This is a genomic window from Lysinibacillus sp. PWR01 (genome assembly GCF_043359455.1).
Lineage (GTDB): Bacteria > Bacillota > Bacilli > Bacillales_A > Planococcaceae > Lysinibacillus > Lysinibacillus fusiformis_F.
Window position 1 is genome coordinate 1 of record NZ_JBHERJ010000056.1, and the last position, 24,748, is coordinate 24,748.

28 protein-coding genes and 1 pseudogene are annotated in these 24,748 nt (G+C 34.7%); 6 read left to right on the top strand and 23 right to left on the bottom strand.

What is annotated here, in order from left to right:
- Positions 1 to 552 precede the first annotated feature (552 nt).
- On the top strand, positions 553 to 1,020 hold the full coding sequence (locus ACEVFT_RS11515) for a hypothetical protein (RefSeq protein ID WP_393949861.1): 468 nt from the start codon (positions 553 to 555) through the stop codon (positions 1,018 to 1,020).
- A gap of 393 nt (positions 1,021 to 1,413) precedes the next feature.
- Here the strand turns inward: ACEVFT_RS11515 and ACEVFT_RS11520 are convergent, their stop codons facing one another.
- The 9 genes from ACEVFT_RS11520 to ACEVFT_RS11560 form a co-directional block, all read right to left on the bottom strand.
- A complete protein-coding gene (locus tag ACEVFT_RS11520; protein WP_393949864.1) occupies positions 1,414 to 1,560 on the bottom strand; it encodes a hypothetical protein in 147 nt (48 codons plus the stop codon).
- A 304-nt stretch (positions 1,561 to 1,864) separates the two neighbouring features.
- Entirely contained in the window at positions 1,865 to 2,629 is a 765-nt protein-coding gene (locus tag ACEVFT_RS11525; protein ID WP_205447544.1) for an amino acid ABC transporter ATP-binding protein, read from the bottom strand.
- A gap of 17 nt (positions 2,630 to 2,646) precedes the next feature.
- The gene (locus tag ACEVFT_RS11530) at positions 2,647 to 3,303 is read right to left on the bottom strand and encodes an amino acid ABC transporter permease (RefSeq protein WP_393949866.1); all 657 of its coding nucleotides are present in this window, start codon (positions 3,301 to 3,303) and stop codon (positions 2,647 to 2,649) included.
- Positions 3,304 to 3,353: 50 nt separating this feature from the next.
- Positions 3,354 to 4,142: a substrate-binding periplasmic protein gene (locus ACEVFT_RS11535; RefSeq protein WP_393949869.1), complete on the bottom strand. Its 789-nt coding sequence runs from the start codon at positions 4,140 to 4,142 to the stop codon at positions 3,354 to 3,356.
- Positions 4,143 to 4,161: 19 nt separating this feature from the next.
- Positions 4,162 to 5,340: a hydantoinase/carbamoylase family amidase gene (locus ACEVFT_RS11540; RefSeq protein ID WP_393949871.1), complete on the bottom strand. Its 1,179-nt coding sequence runs from the start codon at positions 5,338 to 5,340 to the stop codon at positions 4,162 to 4,164.
- Complete coding sequence (locus tag ACEVFT_RS11545) at positions 5,322 to 6,668, bottom strand: MmgE/PrpD family protein (protein WP_393949873.1); 1,347 nt, start codon at positions 6,666 to 6,668, stop codon at positions 5,322 to 5,324. The genes ACEVFT_RS11540 and ACEVFT_RS11545 overlap by 19 nt, the downstream gene beginning before the upstream one ends.
- 13 nt (positions 6,669 to 6,681) lie before the next feature.
- Positions 6,682 to 8,046, bottom strand: coding sequence for an allantoinase AllB (gene allB, locus ACEVFT_RS11550; protein WP_393949874.1), 1,365 nt, complete (start codon positions 8,044 to 8,046; stop codon positions 6,682 to 6,684).
- Between the two features lie 21 nt (positions 8,047 to 8,067).
- Positions 8,068 to 8,799 carry an IclR family transcriptional regulator gene (locus ACEVFT_RS11555; protein WP_393949876.1) on the bottom strand — a complete coding sequence of 244 codons (732 nt, stop codon included), beginning with the start codon at positions 8,797 to 8,799 and terminating at the stop codon, positions 8,068 to 8,070.
- A gap of 1,100 nt (positions 8,800 to 9,899) precedes the next feature.
- Entirely contained in the window at positions 9,900 to 10,676 is a 777-nt protein-coding gene (locus ACEVFT_RS11560; protein ID WP_393949880.1) for a stalk domain-containing protein, read from the bottom strand.
- Between the two features lie 187 nt (positions 10,677 to 10,863).
- On the opposite strand from ACEVFT_RS11560, the gene ACEVFT_RS11565 reads away from it, so the two are divergent.
- Together ACEVFT_RS11565 and ACEVFT_RS11570 are read left to right on the top strand one after the other, a co-directional pair.
- Positions 10,864 to 11,493: a TetR/AcrR family transcriptional regulator gene (locus ACEVFT_RS11565; RefSeq protein WP_342440667.1), complete on the top strand. Its 630-nt coding sequence runs from the start codon at positions 10,864 to 10,866 to the stop codon at positions 11,491 to 11,493.
- 25 nt (positions 11,494 to 11,518) lie between these two features.
- A complete protein-coding gene (locus ACEVFT_RS11570; protein ID WP_243456214.1) occupies positions 11,519 to 11,683 on the top strand; it encodes a DUF2197 domain-containing protein in 165 nt (54 codons plus the stop codon).
- Positions 11,684 to 11,832: 149 nt separating this feature from the next.
- Here ACEVFT_RS11570 and ACEVFT_RS11575 read toward each other — a convergent pair whose 3' ends face one another.
- Both ACEVFT_RS11575 and ACEVFT_RS11580 read right to left on the bottom strand, forming a co-directional pair.
- Positions 11,833 to 12,540, bottom strand: a complete 708-nt coding sequence (locus tag ACEVFT_RS11575) for an S-layer homology domain-containing protein (protein WP_393949882.1) — start codon at positions 12,538 to 12,540, stop codon at positions 11,833 to 11,835.
- Between the two features lie 325 nt (positions 12,541 to 12,865).
- On the bottom strand, positions 12,866 to 13,180 hold the full coding sequence (locus ACEVFT_RS11580) for a hypothetical protein (protein ID WP_393949884.1): 315 nt from the start codon (positions 13,178 to 13,180) through the stop codon (positions 12,866 to 12,868).
- 97 nt (positions 13,181 to 13,277) lie between these two features.
- Here ACEVFT_RS11580 and ACEVFT_RS11585 point away from each other — a divergent pair, with 97 nt between their 5' ends.
- Positions 13,278 to 14,219, top strand: coding sequence for a DMT family transporter (locus ACEVFT_RS11585; RefSeq protein WP_393949887.1), 942 nt, complete (start codon positions 13,278 to 13,280; stop codon positions 14,217 to 14,219).
- Between the two features lie 131 nt (positions 14,220 to 14,350).
- On the opposite strand, the gene ACEVFT_RS11590 is transcribed toward ACEVFT_RS11585, so the two are convergent.
- From ACEVFT_RS11590 to ACEVFT_RS11625, 8 genes are all read right to left on the bottom strand, one after another.
- Positions 14,351 to 14,830 carry a GNAT family N-acetyltransferase gene (locus tag ACEVFT_RS11590; protein WP_205443859.1) on the bottom strand — a complete coding sequence of 160 codons (480 nt, stop codon included), beginning with the start codon at positions 14,828 to 14,830 and terminating at the stop codon, positions 14,351 to 14,353.
- Between the two features lie 1,371 nt (positions 14,831 to 16,201).
- Positions 16,202 to 16,372, bottom strand: a complete 171-nt coding sequence (locus ACEVFT_RS11595) for a hypothetical protein (RefSeq protein WP_393949889.1) — start codon at positions 16,370 to 16,372, stop codon at positions 16,202 to 16,204.
- A gap of 137 nt (positions 16,373 to 16,509) precedes the next feature.
- On the bottom strand, positions 16,510 to 16,857 hold the full coding sequence (locus ACEVFT_RS11600; RefSeq protein WP_393949890.1) for a hypothetical protein: 348 nt from the start codon (positions 16,855 to 16,857) through the stop codon (positions 16,510 to 16,512).
- 115 nt (positions 16,858 to 16,972) lie between these two features.
- A complete protein-coding gene (locus ACEVFT_RS11605; protein WP_342440671.1) occupies positions 16,973 to 17,347 on the bottom strand; it encodes a DUF6713 family protein in 375 nt (124 codons plus the stop codon).
- A 154-nt stretch (positions 17,348 to 17,501) separates the two neighbouring features.
- A complete protein-coding gene (locus ACEVFT_RS11610) occupies positions 17,502 to 18,107 on the bottom strand; it encodes an ABC-2 transporter permease (protein ID WP_205443866.1) in 606 nt (201 codons plus the stop codon).
- Positions 18,100 to 18,966, bottom strand: a complete 867-nt coding sequence (locus ACEVFT_RS11615; RefSeq protein WP_393949893.1) for an ABC transporter ATP-binding protein — start codon at positions 18,964 to 18,966, stop codon at positions 18,100 to 18,102. The genes ACEVFT_RS11610 and ACEVFT_RS11615 overlap by 8 nt, the downstream gene beginning before the upstream one ends.
- Positions 18,967 to 18,971: 5 nt before the next feature.
- On the bottom strand, positions 18,972 to 19,343 hold the full coding sequence (locus ACEVFT_RS11620; protein ID WP_205443868.1) for a GntR family transcriptional regulator: 372 nt from the start codon (positions 19,341 to 19,343) through the stop codon (positions 18,972 to 18,974).
- 15 nt (positions 19,344 to 19,358) lie between these two features.
- Entirely contained in the window at positions 19,359 to 19,511 is a 153-nt protein-coding gene (locus tag ACEVFT_RS11625) for a YfzA family protein (RefSeq protein WP_393949895.1), read from the bottom strand.
- Between the two features lie 1,307 nt (positions 19,512 to 20,818).
- Here ACEVFT_RS11625 and ACEVFT_RS11630 point away from each other — a divergent pair.
- Both ACEVFT_RS11630 and ACEVFT_RS11635 read left to right on the top strand, forming a co-directional pair.
- Positions 20,819 to 20,893, top strand: a pseudogene (locus ACEVFT_RS11630) (YjcZ family sporulation protein); the annotation flags it as partial.
- Positions 20,894 to 21,262: 369 nt separating this feature from the next.
- The gene (locus ACEVFT_RS11635; protein ID WP_393949898.1) at positions 21,263 to 21,661 is read left to right on the top strand and encodes a hypothetical protein; all 399 of its coding nucleotides are present in this window, start codon (positions 21,263 to 21,265) and stop codon (positions 21,659 to 21,661) included.
- Between the two features lie 410 nt (positions 21,662 to 22,071).
- Here the strand turns inward: ACEVFT_RS11635 and ACEVFT_RS11640 are convergent, their stop codons facing one another.
- The 4 genes from ACEVFT_RS11640 to ACEVFT_RS11655 form a co-directional block, all read right to left on the bottom strand.
- The gene (locus tag ACEVFT_RS11640) at positions 22,072 to 22,272 is read right to left on the bottom strand and encodes a cold-shock protein (RefSeq protein ID WP_004225195.1); all 201 of its coding nucleotides are present in this window, start codon (positions 22,270 to 22,272) and stop codon (positions 22,072 to 22,074) included.
- Positions 22,273 to 22,558: 286 nt separating this feature from the next.
- Positions 22,559 to 22,711, bottom strand: coding sequence for a hypothetical protein (locus tag ACEVFT_RS11645; protein ID WP_393949900.1), 153 nt, complete (start codon positions 22,709 to 22,711; stop codon positions 22,559 to 22,561).
- 15 nt (positions 22,712 to 22,726) lie between these two features.
- Positions 22,727 to 23,602: a cation diffusion facilitator family transporter gene (locus ACEVFT_RS11650; RefSeq protein WP_393949902.1), complete on the bottom strand. Its 876-nt coding sequence runs from the start codon at positions 23,600 to 23,602 to the stop codon at positions 22,727 to 22,729.
- Between the two features lie 347 nt (positions 23,603 to 23,949).
- Positions 23,950 to 24,705 carry an SDR family oxidoreductase gene (locus tag ACEVFT_RS11655; protein WP_393949905.1) on the bottom strand — a complete coding sequence of 252 codons (756 nt, stop codon included), beginning with the start codon at positions 24,703 to 24,705 and terminating at the stop codon, positions 23,950 to 23,952.
- Positions 24,706 to 24,748 lie beyond the last annotated feature (43 nt).

The following is a 24,748-nucleotide window of genomic DNA, read 5'->3' on the forward strand; positions in this document are numbered from 1 at the left end:
GATCCAACCATAAACTTTTTGCCCTCTTTGGAATTCTTTCATTCCTAAAATTAATATCAATAATCCTAAGAAGAAAATCAATAGGAAATTCCACTGGTGATCACTTGTGATAATTCCGTAAGTTGAGAGTGATACTACTATGATTGAAAAAACAATTTGTAATATTGTTAGCAAAGCTACCATCACCTTTTAAATATTGTTCTTTGATTATACAATAAAACAGATAATTTAGATATAATTACCAATTTTCATAAGATACCTATTCTCTTAAAAAATATGGACCTGCCATGTCTTGCTCCGAACAAATTTGTGGAGCGCAGGTCTGTCATTCCTGTTAATTTATTGTTTTTATAGATACCCATAGAGGAAAATACCGACATCATCCTGCCTCCGATTTTACACTATAGATTGCTTAAATTGATTGGTTTGGAACATTCGTAACTCTTATTCTTCTGAAAAACATAACAGTTGCCTCTGCATTAACTATTCATTTCTAGAAATATCTGCTAAATTAATTTTAAGTTTATTGGATTAAGAATGGGGAGAATATCTATGAAAAAATCGTATCATTTACTTATTTTTATTGGTGTAGTAATGCTCGCTCTATATGTTGTAAATAATAGTGAAATAACAGAAACAATTGCTAACAAAAATAGTACCCAGTATATAGTTAATGAAGATCCATATAAAGATTTTAGAAGTGATAACACACAAACAGATTTAGAAAACATTATCAAAAACGAAGCTGATAAATTCATGATAGAAAATTTCGGAAGTTATACTAAAACTACTTGGTTTGACTCAGTTTCAGCTACATCAACTTCCATAAATAAAAATGGAAAGTATTTCTTAGTACAATCAAAAGATACAGAACATAATTCACAAGCAAAGCAGTTTGTGCAAGGATTAATGATGTACTTTAATTCAAAGACATTAGATAAATCATACAAAGTAGATAAAGTAATTTTAGTAGATCAAGATTTCAATATTCTATTTGAATTTGAAATTATAAAATGGTAAAAATAACAATATTTAAAAAGAAGCAACCTCAGGTAAAGCTTTGCACCAATCTAAATGAAATTACTGCTGCATTTTGAAGAAGTAGCTTATAGAATGTGCTTGAAAGTTTTTTTGTTGGCCTGATAAGAGTCAGGCCTTATTTGTTAATGTGCGGCATTTTATTCTTCTCAATTAAAACCAATCTTCACAGCAACAATGGCTTGACTTTTGTCATGAACTATTTCATACAGGCGATCAATTTCATATGTATCCCCTATTTCGTAAATATCCGGAATATAAGGCTAACAATTTTATGTACCACGCTTGTATTCCTTCTATTATGTAGGAAATGTTGTCTATACATAATGATACAGCAAAAACAAATATTCAAGTTATGCAAATTTTTAACGTGGACTAATAACGGGTCTTTACGCAAAACATAGGTGTTGTTACTACATGATCTAATTGTCCTTTAAATGTAACTTGCAAATTCGTTAATGCGACAATCGATATCACAATACCAACTGCTAGATTATGATATTCAAGAATCCCTGCATCCATTATTTTATAAGAATGCTCCCTTTTTCATCTTCTTAAGGAGTGTGCAACTCGATTAAAACCAGGGATTTTGGTCACACCAATTTGGCTAAGCTTATGTAAACGCTAAAACGCTCATATTTAGGGTATGGATTATTTGTAAAGTCTTGTACTGTATCAGGTTAAATGCTTTCTGTTGAGCACCTATCCCCTACTTCACTCAACGAATAATCTACTATAGATATGGCCCATACCTATATATCAGCACTTACTTTTGGTGATAAATCATAAAAAGGGAGGAATATGACTTCTATTCCCCCATAAGAAATTATATAGTTGGATGCATACTGTTTAAAAACTGTGTAATACGGGGATTTGCTTTCTCACCAAAAATTTGGTCTGGTGTTCCTACCTCTACAATTGCACCTTGTTCCATAAATACAACACGATCTGATACTTTACGAGCGAACTCCATTTCATGGGTTACGATAATCATCGTCATGCCACTCTCTGCAAGGCTTTTCATAATTTGCAAAACCTCATTCACCATCTCTGGGTCGAGTGCCGAAGTGGCTTCATCAAATAACATAACATGTGGATCCATTGCTAATGCACGTGCAATTGCAATTCGTTGCTGTTGGCCACCCGATAAATCACTAGGGTGATCGTCACGTTTATCAGCTAGTCCCACTCGCTCTAAAAGCTTTTCAGCAATTTTAATAGCTTCTTCACGTGACATTTTCTTTACCTGTATGGGACCTTCAATAATATTTTCAAGTACGGTTTTATGCTTCCATAAATTAAAGTGTTGGAAAACCATACCGATGTTTTCACGTACTTTGCTCATTTGAATTTTAGACCGTAATGTTAGTTGATTTGAGCGATTTACTTTATATTTAATTGGCTGATTCTCAAAATTCACAACACCTTCAGAAGGTACCTCTAAAAAATTTACACAACGTAGTAGAGTGGACTTCCCCGAACCGCTTGGACCAATTAAAGAAACAACTTCGCCTTGATTAATCGATAAATTAATATTTTTGAGTGCATGCTTATCTCCAAAATATTTATTAATATTTTTTAATTCTAATATTTCCATGGGTTCCCTCCTTACATATTGTTATTTGCTACTTTTAATTTTTTCTCTGTCCATGATTGTAGTAGCATTAATGAGCTCGTCATAACTAAGTATAATATGGCTGCCACACCTAATGTTTCATATGGTAGGTATGTACTACTATACTGTGTTTGAGCATTTAACATTAAATCTGGTACGGTAATAACCGAAATTTGCGCCGATTCCTTCAATAAAACTACAGAGTTATTAATATATGGTGGGATAATTAGACGCACCATTTGCGGTATTTTTATTCGAAACATAATTTGAATAGGTGTCATCCCGATTGCTTCTGCCGCCTCAACCTGACCTTTATTAATAGCCATCATACCTGAACGAATAATCTCAGCCTTATATGCTGCAGAGTTCAATGACATTGCGAACAATGCTGCGGTAAATGCACTTAACTTAATATCAAACGGAGTTGCATAGTAAAATAGAAATAAAATAATTAATAGTGGTAATCCCCTAAATAGCCAGATATATACAGATGCTATATACTTTAAGATACGTATATTAGACATCTTACATAAGCACAAAATAAAGCCTAAAACTGTTCCTAGTATTATTGCTAGAATAGAGACCTTCAATGTAACCCATGCACCTTCTAAAAAGTATGGCATGGCATTTGAAATTACATCAAAATTCATCTATATCACATCCCTCTTTATTAAATTCATTCAGCTATCTTTCACAATGACTAAAAGGTTTGACCAAAATATTTCATCGCGAGCTCATCAAATGTACCATCCTCTTTTTTCTTTTGAATCACCTTATTAATGGCTTCCAATAAATCATCTGAATCTTTAGCAATTGCGACAGCTATATCTTTTTCATCAAAAGGTTGACCGATTATTTCAATTTCGTTACCTGTTGTTGAATTGTTTATATACTCTGCCGCTGCTGGTAGACCAATTGCGACAAAATCAACACGGCCAGCGATTAAATCGGCAAAGCTCTCTGCAGCACCTGGATATGTTTTCAAATCTTTATAACCACCAATTTTTTTCACAACTTCCTCAAAAGCAGAACCTGCATTTACCCCAACAATTTTGCCTTCCATATCCTCAATGCCACTGACTCCCGCAGTACCTTTTTTCACTACCGCTACTGCTCCATCCTTCGCATAAAATTCTGAGAAATCAACTGACTTTTTTCGTTCTTCCGTTGCATTTGCTCCTGATAAAACAACATCGAATTTGCCTGCTACTAACCCTGGTATTAAACCAGAAAATTGTCCTGTTACAAATTCCAGCTCTAGACCTAATTCATCTGCAATAATCGTCGCCCATTCGATATCGTAACCTGTTAGTTTATTGTTTTTATCCATGTATGAAAATGGTCGGTAATTTCCTGTTGTCCCGACAACTAATTTGCCCGCTTTCTCTACACGCTCTAATGCCGTTTGTGTTGAAGCTTCCTGTTTGTCCCCACATGCCCCTAATACAAGCGTAGCTACTGCCAAAATTACTAAAAACCATTTTTTCATAAATGCAACCCCTATTGTTTTATTTTGATAAAGATACTAGCGTTTTAAGTAAAATATTCGTTCCGATTTCTATATCCTCCCACGATGAATACTCATCAGGGTGATGACTTATACCGTCCTTACTTGGTATAAAAATTAAGCCAGCTTTCGATAATGTAGCCATTGATTTCGTATCATGATTTGCACCACTTAACATTTTTGTATAACTTACTTCATTTTCTTCACACACATTCGTAATCGCTTGTTGAATACTTGCATCCAATGCATTTGGATATTTGACAACATCTCTTCGTAATGATGCATCAATATGCTGTTCACACCAGTCAGAAATCATTTCTTCTACCGACTCTATCTCTTCCCAAAGATCCCCGCGAATTTCAATCATACATTCAACAGCCCCTGGTACGACACTTGCTAAATTTGGATAAACATTGAATTCACCTACTGTTGCAACTAAATTACTTTCCTGTTTTATTGCTACATTATTTACAAACTGGACTAAAGAAGCTGCTTGAAGCAAGGCATCATTCCGACGATGCATGGGTGTTGTCCCTGCGTGACGGGCATCACCCTGAATATGGACGAAAATACGCAATATACCGGAAATTGCTGTCGCTACACCAATTTTTGCCCTTTTTTCTTCTAATACAAAACCTTGTTCGATATGAAGTTCAAGAAATGCTTCAAACTCACGTTGAGATCGAATGGCCTTCTCACATTGTGCCCGTGTCAAATTAGCTATTTTCAATTTATCATCTGTATAAGACTCATCTAACATGCCAGCTAAAGCTCGACTACCAAATGTACCGCCTAATGGGTTTGCCTCTTCCGCAACAAAAGCGATTAGTTCTAATGGTTTAGTTGGTTTATAGCCGTTTTCAACTAATGTCTGCAAACATTCTAACCCAGCTAACACGCCTAATGCTCCGTCGTATAAGCCACCATTTCTTACGGTATCTAAATGAGATCCAAAACTAATTGAAGGCAGATTGTTAGCACCAAACTTTCCGAAAACATTGCCAACTGCATCTTCTTTCACGGTTACTTGGATTGCATTTAATTTGCGCTTTAGCCATTCTAAAGCACCTCTCTCCTCAAGTGAAAAAGCAATTCGATTAAATCCAGCCTCTCCCGTATTGAATTGAGTTGCCAGTTCTTCAAAGTTTTCTTGTAAGCGCTTTAAATTAATTTGATACATTCCCTCACCTCATCTACTTGTGCGATATAGTCTCTAAATGTAAAGTTTTCAAGTTGTTGTATTGTTTCCATAAGTTTTTGCACATTAGGCAAACTTGTTTTTTCGAATAATTCAGTATATTTACGTTGCAATGCTAGCTTCGGTAGCGGTTCTTTAAAGTTTCCTTTACCATCTAAAGCCAATCTCTCGATGACGCGCTCATCTTCAAAAGTAATTCTAATCTTTGAAGGACGACTAGTTGGTAACATCCCTGTCAGTTCTACATCTTCTGTAACTTCTATTTTTTCTATTAACGCTCGTACCTCATTATCTAAATTTTCTTGATAATGCGTATACAAACTTTTCTTCAGAAGCACTACTGCAACGGCATAAGGTATAGAAAATTTTGATGCTAATACTGTTTCTGGATCCTTATTCGTTAATCGTGCTGCTAATGAGTATGTTGTTACTTCAACTTTTGTAATAGCTGCTACGTTGGTGTTCAATTCCTCCAAACAAACCCTAGCCGCATCAATTGCTGAATGCGTAAATCGACAAGTAGGATACAATTTAAAATAATTTTGATCCATTAAATATGCTTCTTCTTCTTTTAGATTGAATAACGTATAGTCAATTGATACTGGTAGTAATTGGCCCCAAACATGATCCACTACACTTAAATGGCTTGAAAAACCAGCTTTCATAAAACCTAGCATTTGATATGAAATTTGATTGGCTAAACCAACATATAAATTCCGAGCTGTTCGACCTTGTATTGCAGCCTGCCATGAAGTAACGAATGGAAACGTTGCTGCTAACTTGGCCACTTCTACAATTTCATCATCTGTAAAACCTTTTAATATTGCTGCAGCTACAGCACCTCCAACAATTCCCCATGTACCATGAGGATGTGCGTTGTCATCTAGCTTACTAGCATTTCCTAAGCGCGCACTTATTTCATAACCAATCATAAAAGCACGTAACACATCTTTACCTAAACTATTTTCTTCATAAGCTGCAACATAGAGTGGACCAAATATATGGGCTGCAGGATGACCTTTTGCAAATTGGTTCCCTTCATCTAGTTCAAAGCTAACAATAGCTGTTCCTGTTAAAACTAAAAAATCGAGTGGCTGTCTAGCTAGTGCCTGCCCTACTAAAGGAATATTCCCCTCGGACTGCTCTTTTATCAGCTGCGACACTTCAGTAGCAGCTTGCATGCCATAAGCTGCTACCATAAATGTGTCTAAATAAATCCATTCAACACGCTCTTTAGTTTTTGCAGGTAACATGTCCCAATCAACTTGTAATAAGCGCTTTAATGCATCTTCAAAATGTTGAATTGACATCCCTACACCTCAATTATTGTTTATATGCCTTGCCTGGAACAAATGCACCAAATCCTGGCTCTTTTGTCACTTTCTCTCCATCATAAACGGTTTCGCCACGTACAATCGTTTGCACAACTTTTCCGTTTACCTCTTGTCCATGGAATGGTGAAATTTTCGAATATGAATGGAATTGGTTTTCATCTACTGTCCAAACAACTTCCGGATCAATAATTGCAAAATCTGCATCAAATCCTTCTGCAATACGGCCCTTATTCGGTATGCCATAAATATCTGCAGGATTTTGTGCCATTACTTTTGCAAAATGCACAGGTGAAAATCCTTTTTCTACTACCATACTTTCAAACATTAATGACCCCATAATATCTAAACCAGGCATACCGGATGCAGCTAGGAAAATATTATCTTTCCCTTTTTCTTTATGTGCCAATGACCAAGGAGCATGGTCCGAAGTAACAAAATCAAGATCATTCGTTTTTAGTTTCTCCCATAAGCCATCCACATCCTCTTGATAACGTAATGGTGGATTATTTTTTGCTTTTGGACCAAATTTATCTAAATCATCACAGTTTAATAGTAAGTAAGTGTAACAAGTTTCTGATGTTACTTTTGTCCCTTGCTCTTTAAACAGTTTGATTAATTCCAGCGTACGTGGGTGACTTACATGAACAATATGCAGCTTTGCATCTGTCCAATGCGCGAACTCCATAAGCTTTAATACAGCAGATGTTTCTGTATAAGGTGGACGAGTTTCCATATGTGCCTTTGGGTATACCCTCCCTGCCTTTTGATAGTCTTCAATCAGTTCGACAATGATTTCATCGTTTTCTGCATGGAACGCAGCGACTAGATCATATTCCCGAAGTTGTTCCATTGCTTTAATAATTTCGTAGTCTGGAATACGTGGGAAGCGATAGGCATCTGTCTCGAATGTAGACATTTTAAATGCTACTGCACCAGCTTCTGCTAATGGCTTAATTTGTTCCACACCGTCATATTTAGAAATTGTCCCCCATAAACAAATGTCTACGATTGATTGCTTATTTAAGCGCTCAACCTTTTCCTTAAACATCTCTACATTGTTAATAGGATTGGGTAAGTCATATGGCATATCAAGGAATGTGGTAACTCCTCCTGCCGCAGCAGCTGCACTTGTTACTTCAAAACCTTCATCTGGGTTACTAAAGCAATGTACATGGGCATCAATTAACCCTGGAAAAACATATTTTCCTTGAGCATTGACTATATTCGTTGCTTGAAGGTGTCCGATACCCTCCGAAATTGCTACGATTTTTCCATTCTGTACGCCAATCTCTCCTTCTACTACCTTTTCAGGTAAAACTAATTGACCTTGAATAACTACTTCAAATTGATTCATTTCCCCATCCCCCATTGTTTATTAAAAATAATGTTCAATTTCTTCTTTTGCATCAAAAAGTTGTTCAATTATTTTTTGCTCCTCTACTTCCTTCATTCGCTCGGAAGGTCCAGCAATACTTAAAGCTGCGATTAAGTGATTATCCATATCATGTATTGGTACACCATACGCGATTACCCCTTCATCTACTTCAGAATCAGAATACGAATACCCTTTCTCTCTAGTAACCTTCATATCTTCTTGAATTTCTTCTACAGAGGTTTTTGTTGTTTCTGTATATTTATGTAGCAATCCTCGTTTGCTTAATTGCTCTAATGTATCGTCTGGCATATACGCCAGTAATGTTTTTGTAGAAGCACCTGCATGTAGCGGCAGGATCTTCCCCTGTTCAGATGCTACTTTTATTGCTTTATCTGGTGTAACAACTTCTAAACAGACCGCCGAATATTCTGTAGGAATCGTCAAAATAATCGTTTCACCTAACTTGGTAGATAGAGTTTTCATTACAGGAAATGCAATAGATGATAAATTAATATCGCTTTTCACATACTTGGCCAGCTGGAGAAAACGATAGCCTAACTTGTAATTACCTAGGCTTGTTTCAACAACATATCCTTTTTCTTTTAGAATTTTCAAATGCCTATAAACAGAACTTTGTGGGCTGTTTAATAATATTGCTATCTGCTGCACTGATAATTCCCTTGTTTCGTAATTGAACAGATCAATGATTTCTAATGTTTTTTCTGCACTCATAGTAACACCTCTTCAAAAATGAGAATTGATTATCATTTATCAATAATTGAATTCTAAATTATCTAAATATTATTTGTCAACGTTTTTTCGAGCAAAAATATACACAAGGTAGAATAAATCATCTATTTTACATCCTCAAAAATTAAATAATCTTCTATCAAACCAGCAGTACGCTTAGTGTGAAACAATTCATTTATCTGCAGAAAAATTTATCGATACATATTGGTGTTGATGGCAAATTCACTATATTTACCTATTAATAATTAGTAAAAAATTTCTTTATATTACATATATCAACCAAAATAAATCTGGATGATTTATGCAAAATAGCCGTTTATCTGAAAATTTTCTCCAGATAAACGGCTATTCGGTGTGCCAAAAAAGTGGCTTTTTTTGCATTTTAATGTATGTTAATCAGATTGAAATATACTTATATACATCAACTTACACAAAAAATAAATTATAAACTGCCATACTCACGGATAATAGAAATACAAATATTCCTGTGCTTAAAGACTTAATAAAGTTTCTTTTATTTTGACTTTTAAAATCGAAACTTTTATTAATTACAACTAACCCTAAAAGTGCAAACGCTAGATTAATATATATAGGATTGAATGCACTAGGTATAACGAACAGGACCATTATCATTAATAAAAATATACTTATGTATTTCCTTTTTTGAGCATTCAGTAATAAAACCTCCTATGACTAAAATATCTACATCACACATCATTAAAACTAATTTTTATCCCTTATTTTTCTCTAATAGTTGTTTTATTTTATTATCAGTATTTATTAATACTTGTTTAATCTGAAGTTCTTTTTGTAACATCTGCTCTTACTTTTCTTGGAATATAACTTTTATTTCAAGCAGATTTTGTATTTCTTATCACCTCCTACAACCAATATTAAACCATAAGATGAAATATATGTAATAATTTTCAGTCCCAAAACCACACAGCTCCAACCTATTAATAACTAAGCTCAAGTATCGTAATCTTCCCCACGCAACACTCTAGCCCATGAACAAGCTTTCGATTGTTTGAGTTCACAGCAAAAGAAAAGCCTCCATCCTTAGATGAAAGCTTTACAAAATCCTATGGCATAAATTGATAAAAACCTTCTGTAAGAGAACCCACTACCCATTGATTATTTCTCTTTGTAAGTAAAGCATCTTGTACTAAACGTCCAAACTTTCCAGGTACAGAAACCTCACGACTAATTTTCATATTCGTTTCTTTTGGATAAGAGTAAGAATAATAATTATATTCTTGAGACATATCCGTAAAGGTCAAGTTTCTCATAATAATTAAATTAATCATTTCATCTGTGAAGTATGGCTTTAAATACTGTCTTTTTTGAGCGACAGTTGAAATATTTTTTACTTTAGCAATGGCTTCATCCAGCAGCTTATAGCCATCCTCATAATACAGTGGTTGAGCATATACAACGACACCAAACTGCTCCTGCTCAGAATATAAACCTGCAACCCGATTATATTGAGTCCATGTAGTTTTGTACTCTAGCGCATCGCCGATAAATCTGATTGGTAAAAAAATGCTTCCATTTTCCAAAAGTAACGATACATCCATTTGTCGTTGCTCATTATTCACTTTTAGGATCTTGGAGCCAAGTGTCATTTTGATCACTTTCTTACCTTTAATTAAAGCGGCTGTTTTCGTTGTCGCATCCCAGCTTACTTGCGCCTTTATCTTTTCACCTACAGCTCGAATAGGTACGTAAAGTCTTCCGTTTACCACTTTACCATTATAAATCTGATTATCATTTTCACTTGCATATACAGTACTATTCGCTGTACCGAAGTGGCATGTTGCAATAACTACTATTAAACAACAAACTACTAATCTTTTCATTTTACTCAAAATTCATTCAATCCAATCTTTCGTTATGATTCTATTAGGTAAGAGTTTTATTATATATATTCTATCCATTATTAACTAATGGTAAATAATTCTTATGGATAATGACACTACAAAAAAATAGGAGTCGACTTAAATTTTCTTATTCGATTTATTTGTACGACCGTACTAAAATATATATATGAGTATAAAAAATAAAACAACTAACCAAAAAGAAATGTCATTTATTGAAAAAGCTCGTAGAACTCAAATTATAGAATGTGCCATTGAAACGATCGCTGAAGTCGGTTACGCTCAAGCTTCATTAGGTCAAATTGCAAAACGTGCACAAATCAGTAAGGGCGTTATTTCCTATCACTTTGCGAACAAGGGGGAATTATTAGAGCAAGTAATTTACGAATACTATATGGCATGTCAAGCCTATACTGCACCTCTAATAGAAAATCAACCATCTCCTATAGAAATGCTTAGCGTGTATATTGAATCAAACCTGAGATTCATAGATGAAAATCGGCAACATGTTTTCGCTGTCATTGAAATTGTTTCTAATGAAAGAACTGCTGATGGCAAACTTCGATTTGCGGCGGACCATGATGATACTATTTTTCTTCCCATTGAAAACATACTCACACTAGGAATGCACGAGGGTGTTTTCCGAGAATTCACCCAATTGTCTGCGAGAGTAATGGCGTTAACTATAAGAAATTCCATTGATGGGTTCACCATTGAATTAATGAGAAATCCTCAGCTAAATGTTCAGGAATATACAAGGGAACTGATTACAATCTTCGATAAATCAACTAAAAAATAATAAGTCACACCTGGGGAGGATAGCTATGAACTACTATGAGGTAATTTGCTCTAGTTGTAGAAATAAATTCAGAGTATATGAGGGGTCACTGAGATTCAGACAGTTAAAGGAAAGAACAGATAAGATTTTTCGTTGCGAAGAGTGTTATAGTAAAATTCGTATGGATGCCATTAAAAATTTCTTTAGATAGCTCTTTGAGGCGGCCTACCAGAAGATTGAGGATAATAAAAAGGAATTACGAGTTGAATAAGCACAAGCCCAGACTCAAAATTAATGAGTATCTGGGCTTTGTGGAATAATTTAGGTCTATCTCTACTTAACAAATATACTATCTTCAAATTATTCATTGTTAGTTTTTGGGTATATAATATTACTCCGATCAAGTGCTAAAGATAATCCATCTCCGACCTTATCGAAAACTAAATGAGCATATGAAGCATTTAGAGCTTCCGTACCACGCCAACCATACGTTTTTTCATTCGTATTTTTTGATTCAAACGTTAAACCTTTTCCTCCTAGGATCATACTAACTTGTTCATAGCTCATACCCGATTCTAACTTTTTTAAGTTCTCTACTGTTACTTGAGGGTAATTTGCACTAAACCCACCCTTAGACCTTACTGTGCCATCATTGTTAAACCATACTGTTGTTTCTATTGAAGAAATATAATATTCACCATAGTTAGAGCCTTGACTATATCCTCCAAACATCCTAATCAAATCCTCTTTAGTTGTTTTTCCAATTTTGATTGCTTCATACTGATCCACCCGATCTAAATCCGCATCAATATAACCCCCTTCGGCCAGGTTTTGAACAACACCTGTTAATTCAGCGCGTGTGACATTGCTATTTGGTTTAAACGTCCCATCTGGATAACCACTAACAATTCCCTTTTCTTGTGCCCAAAGAACGGCATCTTCGTACCACGCACCAGCTTTGACATCCTTAAATGTTCCACTCGCAGCACCTACTGTTAGTGTAGCAGCCCCTAATACCATTGCTGTTGTAAATCCTAAAAAAAAGCCTTTGATCGTGTTCTTTTGCATATTCACTTTCCTCTCTTACATACATATATTTTCCACAATTATTGATACTATCATAGATTCGAATATTAATATCTAAACAAATATTGGTAATGTTAGCTAGATAGAACTTTACCACTTCAAGCAATTTTCTAAACTAGCTTCATTATCTATGAGAGTGGAACCATGAATAAATACAAAAATACCCAAGTTCAAAATTAATGGAGCACCTATAGAATTTTGTTATTTTGTTCTCGTCTCAGATTTGCTGCTGCTACTGTGGACACTACTTCCATTCGATCGCTCTCATAGTAATTAAAAAGAACACCCAAATTAGGTGTTCTTAAAATCAACTTTTCTCGTTTAAATCATCAGGATAAATTATTGTGTTGATTACATCTCCGTTTGAGTCGTCTTTAAAAATTACTTTGACTTTATAATCTTTTTCGTCCACACCGTTAAATAATTGATAGTACATACCTGTTAAAGCTAGTCCTAAAGAGGCCATTGTATCAAGACTATTTTCAAACTCTTCTTTGTTTACAGATAATGTGAATTCTGAGAAGGATTTGTTATATGTTACATCTTTTATAGATTTGAAATCTTCACTAGCTTTAATCTCATCTACACTTGCTAGAATGCCTTCTTTTAAACCTTTCATCATTTCTGTTTGACACGTACTTTGATATAATCAATCATGCCGTTGTTTTAAATTTCTTTTTTCGTTACATTTTATTCAACAAAGGTTGTGATGAATTTTTATGTTTGCAATACTTTTGGCTATAGGTATTGGAGCTATTTTTGCTGGGCAAACAGCCATTAATGCTCAATTAAGAAAGTTTGTGATTTCTCCACTTTTAGCTTCAATGATTTCATTCGCTGTTGGCGTCATCTTCTTAACGATTACATTATTAAGTAGTGGTTCTTCATTGGGTATTCCATTAGATTTATTCTTGAACCAGCCTATCTATATATGGTTGGGAGGAATTGGTGGCGCTATTGCAATAACCACCAACATTCTTTTGTTTCCTAAATTGGGCAGTGTGCAGACAGCCATACTACCAATTTTGGGAATGACTCTGATGAGTATGCTAATCGATCATTATGGTTGGTTTAATTCAATACAATATTCTTTTGGATGGAATCGAATCTTTGGCATATTACTAGTCTTACTAGGTGTCTTTTTAGCGACAGCTATACGCAGCAAGAAAAATGACCAGATTTCTCTCCTAACAAATAAGGAAAACATGTTGAAACAATGGATTTGGCGCATAGTAGGTATATTAGCAGGAATGTTACTAGCTATCCAAATTGCTATTAATGGACAATTAGGGAAAGTTCTTCACTCTGCTTCCCATGCTGCCCTTGTTTCATTCTTTGTGGGTACTATTACGTTGATTATAATTGTTGGGTTAATGGATCGCTCTTACACAAATATTAAAGAGCCCTTTAAACACTCTGCTCCTTGGTGGATATGGATTGGAGGGATCTTAGGAGGATCTTATGTACTAATCAATGTATTTCTCGTCAATCAAATTGGTAATGGACAAACTGTAGTCCTTGTTCTATTTGGTCAAATCACTGGTAGCCTGTTGGTAGAGCAATTCGGATTGTTTAACTCGATAAAAAATCGAATTGAACCATTACAAATAATTGGTTTAATGGTAATGATAGCTGGTGTATTTTTAATTAGGATATTTTAAATGCTTTTCTTTGCTAAACTTGAGCGATGAAGCTCATTTTTAAGAATGGATCCGACATTTTCCGCAAAACATAAAACCAGAGTTCATCTACAAAATGTAGCATAAACTCTGGTGACAATGCCGGTCTATTATTATTTTATTATTTGTCTCATGATAATTTCTTCACCGATACGTCCTATTAGCCTCTCATTCGTATCTTCAAACCCTACTTTTACATATAGTTTCTGCGCTGGTATATTATCTTTGTCAACAACTAAAACAATTTCATCACAGTTAGGGAATTCTGTTTTAACAAACTCTACTAGTAATGTCATGCCTTGTTTTGCGTAGCCCTTCCCTTGTTCCATATGATTAATTGATAATGCAGATAATAGCATCGCATTTATATTATTAGAGTATTTCTTAACTCGTTCATTTGAATTTAGGAGAAAGAAACCTACAGGTGTATTTTCACTTAAAATTACAATACGATGCTGTCCTTCATTAATTTCCTCAAATTTGCTTGGCAGTGCAGAAAATTGTTTTTGTTCTTCAGTAAGTACAAAAGTGTTCAATTCTTTCATATATTCACTTGAAAAATGCTTTAATTCAACCTTTTTCAGTTTTTCCATTACATAATTCTCCATTCACTTTTTCTATACTTTACCACTTTTTTAGGTTTTGGTCATTCATTTATTTGAAATTTCAAAAATATAAAATCTATATTCATCACGATAACGTTTGGGGATTGATCATCTGTTCATGTCCTAACACCCCAACTGGCTTCATGCTGTCCTTTTGTTAGTAATGTATTGCTAAATATAATTAGCCTTTATTTGATTTCGTTCACTAACACTGCCGTATTGGAGCAACAATCGCTTCAATCCCCGGGGCTTTCTTTCTCTAACTGTCACTATCCTCGTGAAAGTTCTAGACCTATGTATCATTTCTTTAGCATTAGTTATTACTTCATTAACCCATGAGATTCCTCCATACAACTTCTTCTTTAATTAACTTCCTATTCCAATTTCATTCCATGGAATACTTTACCTATCAAATCTTAACAATGGATTGCCTTGCCATATATGAAAATTCCTCCTCTTTCAACTACCCTGCTTCATTAAGGAAGAATCATTTCTTTTAGACATTTGCAACTAATTGATCGAAATATCGTTATTGTAACTATTGGAGGAGACTGGAATGGTTATTAAGACATTTTTTCTTTATTTATCGTATATCGTTTATTTTGTAATAGTGCTTTTCTTAACTTATTGTTTCCAATGGGTGACGGTGCTTTTTATGGGAGGTATTCGGTTTACAGCTGCAGAAAGTTATCCTGGGGATTTGAGTACTATTTCTTTAGTCGTATGGAGCTTCTTATTTTCTATCATTCATTTTATTATTATAACAATGTATTTATTTCTTCATAATTTAATGATGTTTCTGTTTAAAATTAGGTTTCAAAACAAGCTAGCGTTTTTGTTAAATTCTTTTGTGACTGTCGGTTTAGTTTTTTATTATTTAAAAGTATTTTTAGATTAAGCTATTCAAGATGGAACCCATTTAAATTTTCTCATATCGTCCTCCTTTGCTTTATCCTACACCCAATATTTACTAGTTCCATTTGAGTAAATTACTGATAAAATGAATGAAGTTCGTTTCATTATTTGGAGGCAATATGACCGATGTAAGCACCCACCCTATAACTACCTTACTTTCACAACTGACATATAGTCCTTTGTATATCTTGATTGTAATTCTCTCCATTGTGGTATTAATGCCCTCAAGTCTTGATCAATATTACTCTACAGTTATATATAAATGTATTGCTGTTTTCTATATCTTCATTTATCTACTAGCAGTTTATTTTTACATATCAGCGAGATAAACTGCTACTGCCTTGTTACTTGTCTTTTGTTAGGAACTATATCACAAGCGTGTCTATCTACTATACAAGCTCTAATGCAGAAGACATCAAGTATTAAAATCCCAATAAGTTCAAATTACTTTCTTTTTGATTTTTTTGCAGGGAAAGAGACAACCACTACTATTAACCCTAAATAGAGAGGGTATTTTAAAAATTCATTCGTTGAATAGCCCAATAAATAAGGCATGCCTATTAATGCCATTACTATACCAATTACGAACAAACCCATTTCAATTTTTTTAATCATATATTTCTCCCAATACTTAATATTTCTAATTCATTTTGATTATCCTCTAACGCTACAACTAGAGAGGCTTTAGCTTATTCAAAAGGAGACCTTTTAAAATAAAAGACACCCCTCAGAAATAAGGAATGTCTATCTTTTTATCTATACACATCTAACAGATTTAACAAATATCTTTCTAATTCATTAATCGCAAACAAAACTTCCTTATGAAGTCGATCTTCAACCACGCCATCATCAGTAAAGACCTCTAAGTATTTATTCACGTCTACAAAGAATTTTTCATACTCCTGTAAAAATTCATCAATTGTTTGATCACCAGGTGTTACAGATAAATAAATTGTTTTAAATAAATTAAAGTCACTATATGCATTACTTAAAAAATAAATTGCCAGTATTCTATCGCTATTCATATACAATTTTACAAAGGATAGGTTTTGTTTTATTTTTTTCAATGCATTGATAAGATTGTTCGTTTGCTTCAACATATTTGCGGTATTACTATACATCTGTTAATCACCTCCATCTTTATAATAAGCAGAAGATCAACAAATTGGAATAATTTTCAGGAAATTTCACTTTGAAAACTTCCTTTATCATACCTTAAATCGAAATATTAAATAAAAATACTAAATGTATTACAGCAAGAAATCCCATTGGATAAATAATGGCTCTTGAAAACCTATTTTTAAATTCATTTCGAGGATGTCGTTCAAAAATGAAGTGCAAGATTGCATGAATGATAAAGAATAAATCAAGAACCCAAAAAATAATGGTTTGATACTGACTGAAAAGTAAGGAAAGGATTGATACGTAAAGAAACAGGTGAATAAAAGTGAATACTTTATAAGCCTTTGAATCTTCCATATCTTTAAGTATTATAAACAATCGCCACTCAGAATGTCTTATAGCATCCATTTCGTGCAAAAGAAATAATGAAAAGTTCAATAAAAAAAGGATGAGTAATAAATCAGGCATATAAAACCTCCTACATTTTATATACCAAATTTTACTATAAAACCACTTTTGAAATACCAAATAAACCCGCCAAAATATGTCGATTTAAAGTTCGTTATCATTCTTTTCCTCAGATTAAATAATTGAGAGGAAAACATTACCTCAATGAACACAATCAAAACGCTTTTCGTTGGTAAATAATATTGGTAATCCCCCAAGAAATACTATAGATTGCCAAAATTAAAAGTGCCGCTCCTATATATAAAACCGTGACAGATGTATGATCTATAAAATCAATGATTGCTGTTAAGTGTTCATTCATATACAATGCAACAGGTCGTGAAATCCATGTTAAGAGGATAAAGCTAATCAGTATAACAGTTGTAATATAGCCCTGTTTAAATACCTGAAATAATGGGAAAGTAAGCGCAGCAAATAATAAGAATAAGCCGCTACCAATCGCAATATCTGCCATCGTAAAATGTTTATTGAAAGCAAATAACGCTAAACTTGTCACCCCAATGGATAAAATCATATATACAATTGCACCAAGATAGCGTGATGCGATAATCTCCGTACGTGTGTAAGGTAAGGAATTTAATAATATATTTGTCTCTACTTTTTCATCATATGCATATGTGTTAAAGGGAATAAAAATACTGGCAACTAGAAAAATTAAAGCTGGATGTGCCCCCATAATAATAAAGACTAAGATAAAAGGAATAAAGATTACTAGCTGCCTTTTCTGTAGTATGACATCGCGTTTGATTAAGTTAAGCATGATGGATGCCTCCTTTAAAGTAATACATGATATCTTCCAGAGAGGCACGTTCAATAATAACTGTGTCTCCGAAAATATTTTTTGCTGCCTTGATATTATCCGTTAATGCTTCAAATCCTGTTGTTGCACGATGAACATGAACAAATGCCTTTTCAGTATCTCTATCCAAAAGATTCAATTCGCCTTTAACGAGCGCATAGTTTTGAGCTACATCGTGAATAGACTGATTAAATACTAACTCCCCTTTCTGTATAAAAGCTATATAATCTGCGATACGATCTAAATCAGTTGTAATGTGCGTAGAGAAGAAGATGGTGCGATTACTATCCACCATTAATTCCTGTAATAGATCTAACAGCTCCCGTCTAAAAATGGGATCTAATCCTGCTGTTGGCTCATCCATAATGATCAGCTCTGCGTGATGTGAGAGTGCTATCGCCAATGAAGCCTTCATTTGCATCCCTTTTGAAAAAGTTTTTATCGCTTTGTTTAGTGGTAATTCGAATTGTTCGACATATTGATAAAATAATGTATCATCCCAGCGTTTGTAAGCAGGTGCAACTATGCGTTTTATATCTTTTAAGTTCAGCCCTTCAAAAAAGATATTGCCATCGTATACAAACCCAATGCGCTCCTTAATCGCCTTCTCATGCGTCTTGTAGTCCAATCCGAAAAGCTTCACTTCTCCGGTATCTGGTTTTAATAGATTCATCATCGTTTTTATCGTTGTCGACTTACCCGCGCCATTTGCTCCAATGAATCCCGTAACAAAGCCTCGCTTCACTTGTAAATCAATATTATTTACAGAAAAACCTTTGAACTTCTTCGTTACATTTTTTAATTCAACCACATTTTCCATTTCTTTCACTCCTCGTATAAAATCTTCAATAATTCCTGTAACTCCTCAAGTGACAGGCCCATTTCTCTGCTATTCGTTATGACCGCGCTCAGCTGTTCCTCAATAACCTTCAGCTTCTTTTCTCTTATAACCTCTAAATTTTGCTCTGCAACAAAAGATCCTTTGCCGACAATGGAATAGATAAAGCCCGCCTTCTCTAATTCCTCATAGGCTCGTTTCGTCGTTATCACACTAATTTGTAAATCCTTTGCGAGGTTGCGCATAGAAGGTATTGCTGTCCCCTCCTGTAGTTCACCTGCTAAAATAAGTGATTTAATTTGATTCGTAATCTGTTCATAAATTGGCTCCTTTGAACTGTTCGAAATAATGATTTGCATGCCAATCCCTCTTCTTTATTTTTTTGAGAATATAGTTGAAATAATGCCCCCTAGTGCTGCCATCAGTATCGCAATAACATGAATTGAGATGGCCATATTAAAAAATGGAAAGGAGTAAGGGGTAATCCATTCGGTGAAGAGCCTCGAATCCAAAATCCATCTTCCCATCCTCGCAACAAAATCTCCCTTCTCTAAAGGCGGAAATACATACGTTTACCTTCACCATCACACATTGTATATATACTATATAAACATTATATACACAAATAAAAATTTAGTTCAACCACTTTTTTGGTTGAAAGGAAATTTTTCACCAATAAGAGGAGGACATGAATGAATGATATTTCTGCAAAGTAAGAGGTTTAATCTAAAGTACAAGTAGCTTTGATAAATAATAAAAAGAAGGAGCATGTTTTGATAAAGCTGATATCAAAACATGCTCCTTAGTGTTGAAAAACAAAACAATCAATAGAATTTTTGTAAAAATGGATTTCCGTTACAGGCTACTTACACTCCAATCCACAAAAATGTTACCTTTTTAGCAAAGATTTTTAAATAAAGTGAAGGTTGTCACTACTCTTTATGGAGAGGTGTTGTCACGCATCGCTTCTCCACATTTTTCACTACTGTTAGTATGAAAGAAAAGGAAAAGACACTTTTGCAAAATGGTTGATTGGAGTGGAGCCAGCGTCACTCCTAGGGGATTTAGTCACAGAGGAGACACTGGAGCGAACGTAAGTGAGTGAAGCGGCTCATCGGGCGCCCCCTGGAAAGGACGCTGGTGGAACGGAAATCAACCCCTCGCCTTGCTAAAAGATCTTTTTCTGCTAGTGACATGATCTTTTTTCAACAACATGCTCCTATAAGATTTTGTAATTATGCTCCACAACAGCTATTTGGCTATCGATTGTATCTTGTCGTTTTAACGGTGTATTTCATCCATCTTAAATTATATACACCTATTCAGCTATGTTCATTTTGAGGTTGCTATTTAATAATTTATGATATAATGAATCATCTGACTATACTGGCAAGACAACGGCTGTAGCGTGTGACGACGCTGCGGCTTTTTAAATGTATAAATAAGCTATATTTACACAAACTATTAATGAGTGTATCGCACGCACTTCATAGGCTATGACGTTGGTTGACCGTCACAGCCTTTTTTATTGTTTAAATTTATTTTAAAGGCAATAAACTATACAAAAGGAGTTAGCTTTTCATATAAATAGTAGTGTTAAGCTAAACTAGTTTAACTTGTACCTCCCGAATTGTTACTTAGGGTCACTTCCAGCCGAGTGACCCTTAAATATTTCTAATTCGTACGAACCACGATAAATATGTAATATACATTTTTTAAAAAAGGAGAATAACTGGCTAGTTGCTTTCTATAACTTTACATATTCTAGATGACTGAAAGGAGGGACTTTAATATGGGATATGAAGTTTACGGTTCAAGCTATGGCAAGCACGATAATTTATCATTCGCTCTAATTGTTGTCCTATTTATTCTTTTAATTATTGTCGGCGCTAGTTTCTTGCATAATTAATACTTGTATTATTGGCAAAAATTAAAAACCTGCATTACGCCTTCTGCTACTAGTGGAATGCCTATCTATCAGCCTTATCTTTTCATGCTATGACCAAAGGGTCGTCTCACACTCTGGTGACCCTTTTTTAGCTTCTTTCCTCATATGCATACTTTGTCACACTTCATTTTAGTAAACATATTCTTTTAAGTGTTTTCTTGATAGCGCCATATTCTATATCCATTGTTTTAGCATCGTGTATAGAATTCTTAATTGTGATGGCTTACATATGTCAAAACAAGCTCGGCTGCTCATATAAAGTACTAATCTAACATAAAGTTCATACAATATAAACATAATTAAGGCTAAAAATAACAAAGGAGAATGGCTATGAGCATTGAATTTATTACACTTGCACCAACGATATTGCAAGTGTTTAAAGCAGGAGAGTCGAATCCAGAAAAAGTAAAGCGCATTGTTTATGGACAAGCTACATCTGATGCAAATGGGATAGCCACATTTTATTTTACAGACAACGCATTAGCTAATGGCTCCCCTCTTTTATCAACAATTGACTATGCCGTGTCAAGCGTATACTCGACAAATTCGTCGATAAATTTAAGACCGAGAGCACAAATGAGGGAGAAGAATAGTATTGGAAAATATGTCTCTGCTAATATTACCAATATTAGTGGTGTCACAGTATTAGGAATTAGTGTATTGGGTTCAGAAAATCCAGTAAGTGGCGTTATTGTAGATTTTATGGTTTTAGGTAGTTTTGATGTGTAAGAGTGGCATATACCAGCCTCACGTAAATACTCCCTCCTGCTGCTTCTGCGTTCATTATCGTCCGTGTTGGGTTGTAGACAACTTGTTTAGGGAATCTGCGCTACAACGATTATCAAAATCATTGGTATAACTACTTAAATCCTCTTGAAAATCTATGCAATTTCTTCCAATGAAAAATATTGGGTAAAAATTTAGGTACAGTTCACTTGAAATGCAGGATAGTTTACAGGAGATTTTCGTATGGTAGTATTTCATAGGGGCGTTTTGGAAGGTGCGTTAATGATAAAAAATCAATTATTAAATCTAAAATAAAGATCTCAATATGTTTTGAGTCAAAAAAATATAGACAAAGTCGAAAAAATCGACTTTGTCTATTGAAAGCACTCTATTCAAGAATGTTTTTTTAAAAATTAAAGTTTAACGATGTTAGCAGCTTGTGGTCCGCGTTGACCTTCTTCTACTGTGAATTCAACTTTTTGACCTTCTTCAAGTGATTTGAAACCTTCACCTTGGATAGCTGAGAAGTGAGCGAATACGTCTTGTCCGCCTTCTACTTCGATGAAACCAAAACCTTTTTCTGCGTTAAACCATTTTACTGTACCTTGTGTCATTTAAATGACCTCCAATAATGTTATTAAATAAAATCATACAACTTCCAAAGAAAAAAATTCACATATTACAAAAAGTAACTAACAAAACACGATTACTCTTTGTAATATGTGAATTTATTATTTCTTTAAGAAAGATTCTATTACATACAGTATATGATAAAAAATCGTATTAGTCCAGCCCTAAATGAAATTTTTATCAATGAAAGGCTAAAACCTACAATTACCACTTATTTTAAAAGTTAAAATTAGTCATTTCATCACCATTAAGCAGTTACAGAATAATTATTTATTGAGGAATATCTCGCCAGTCACTTACATCCCATTGACCTTCATTATTTCCTCCAACAGCCTCCACAGTGCCATCCAATAAGTTGAAACAAATAGTACTGTGGAGGCTGTTATAAAAGACATCACACTTGATAGCGCTCTTTGGTCTCAATCACTCTACTCCCGTTTATGCCTCCTTAGGTTCAACATGGACATGCACTTCATAAACTCCTTGCTCTTCAACCATATTTTTTTCAACAACAGAAGCGACATCGTGAGCTTTCGTGATATCTAGCTTTGCATCTACAAGAATAACGACATCGATTACCTCGTTATTACCATAATTTCTTCCTCTGATTTCTTTCAACCCTTTAACGCCATCTATTTTTAAAATAATTTCTTTGTATGTTTGAAGTATTTTCTCATCAAATCCATCAGAAAGTTCATGAGAAGCATCTTTAAAAATCTCCCAAGCTGTTTTACAAATGATAAAACCTACAATAATAGCTGTTACCGTATCTAACCATGGCATATGTAGTTGTGATCCCAAAATACCTACAGCGGTTCCAATACTTACCCAAGCGTCTGACAAATTATCCTTAGCAGCAGCCATAACGGCTTTACTGTTGATCTTTTCTGCCAATTTTTTGTTATAGCGATAGACAAAATACATCACCAACGCCGATCCTAATCCCACATAGGCTGCAACCATATCTGGCGATTCTTTTCCACCTTGAAAAAATGAAGTAAAAGCACCCACTAATACTTGAATACCAACGGCCATCATAATAAATGAAGCGACCATCGATGCAATGGTTTCACTTTTCCAATGCCCATATCGATGATCATGATCTGCAGGTTTTTGTGAAAGCTTTAGTCCAATCAGTACTGCAATAGAGGCAATTATATCTGTTGTATTATTTAATCCATCCGCCTTTAAAGCCTCTGAACCACTCATGTAACCAATTCCAACTTTCACGATGGATAAAACTATATATGCAATAATACTAATGATGGCTCCACGCTCACCTAATTTAAGGTTATTATATCTTTCTGCTTCCAATTCACTTACCTCCCACTTACGTACATTATCATCATAACAACCCAACATCGAGTGGGTCTACAGCAACCTTTTTGCCTTACTATACATAAGTAGGGCGAAGATAAAAGTGTTGATTATGGGAAAAAATACAGCACTTAGGAAGAAACTTAATTACTGGTTAAAAACCTAGAAATTATTATACTAAAAGAATAAAATAATAGTGTATCTGTTCTTTAAGATTTTTTTCCTCCAACGAACACACCTGACAAAACTTGGTCATTTCCAAATTCGGAAGTGACCTTTTTTATGGGCACGTAAAAAAGCCTTGCCACAAATCGTAGCAAGACTTTTGATCTCAATTTTATTCTCTATCCTCGCAGAAATCCGCCCTCTGAGTGGATTATTTGTCCAGTTATCCATGTAGCTTCATCACTAGCTAGAAAGCCAATCACTTTGGCCACATCTTCTGGCGTTCCAAGCCGACCCTTTGGAAACTTAGGTAATAAATAACCTCTAATTTCATCATTCATCCATGTAGAATCTGTTGGCCCCGGATTGACAGCATTTACGGTAATGCCTAGCGGTGCTAGCTCCTGTGCTAATGATCTAGTAAAGGCTGAAATTGCCCCTTTTGTTGCTACATAGGCTAGCTCTCCCATCATAGGACCTAAATCTTGACCAGATGTCATATTAATGATTCTCCCTGAGATTAAGTTAGCTTTTTCAAAAAGACGGGCAAATTCCACACAAAGAAGAAAGGTGGACCTCATATTCACCGCGTAATGTTCGTCTAATGTTTGAGCATCTAACACTAGATAGCCATCCTGTGCTGAATGGGCAGCATTATTTACTAAAATGGAAGGTACGCCCAGTTGTTCGACGGCCGTTTGGCGTATCGTTTGGGCTGCCTGTGAATCTGATAAATCAATCGTCATTTCTTCACAAGAAACACCCATACTCAAAATCTCCTGTTTGAATTCGCCAATCCAATTACGATCAGCATGCCAGTGTGTAAAAAAAATACTGACACCATCCGCAGCTAATCTTCTACAAATAGCTGTGCCAATATCTCGTGGGTGGCTTGCACCTGTAATGATCGCTATTTTATGCTGCATTTTACTCATTGTTTTTACCCCCAGTTAATATGGGATGCTTTCGATGGTTATT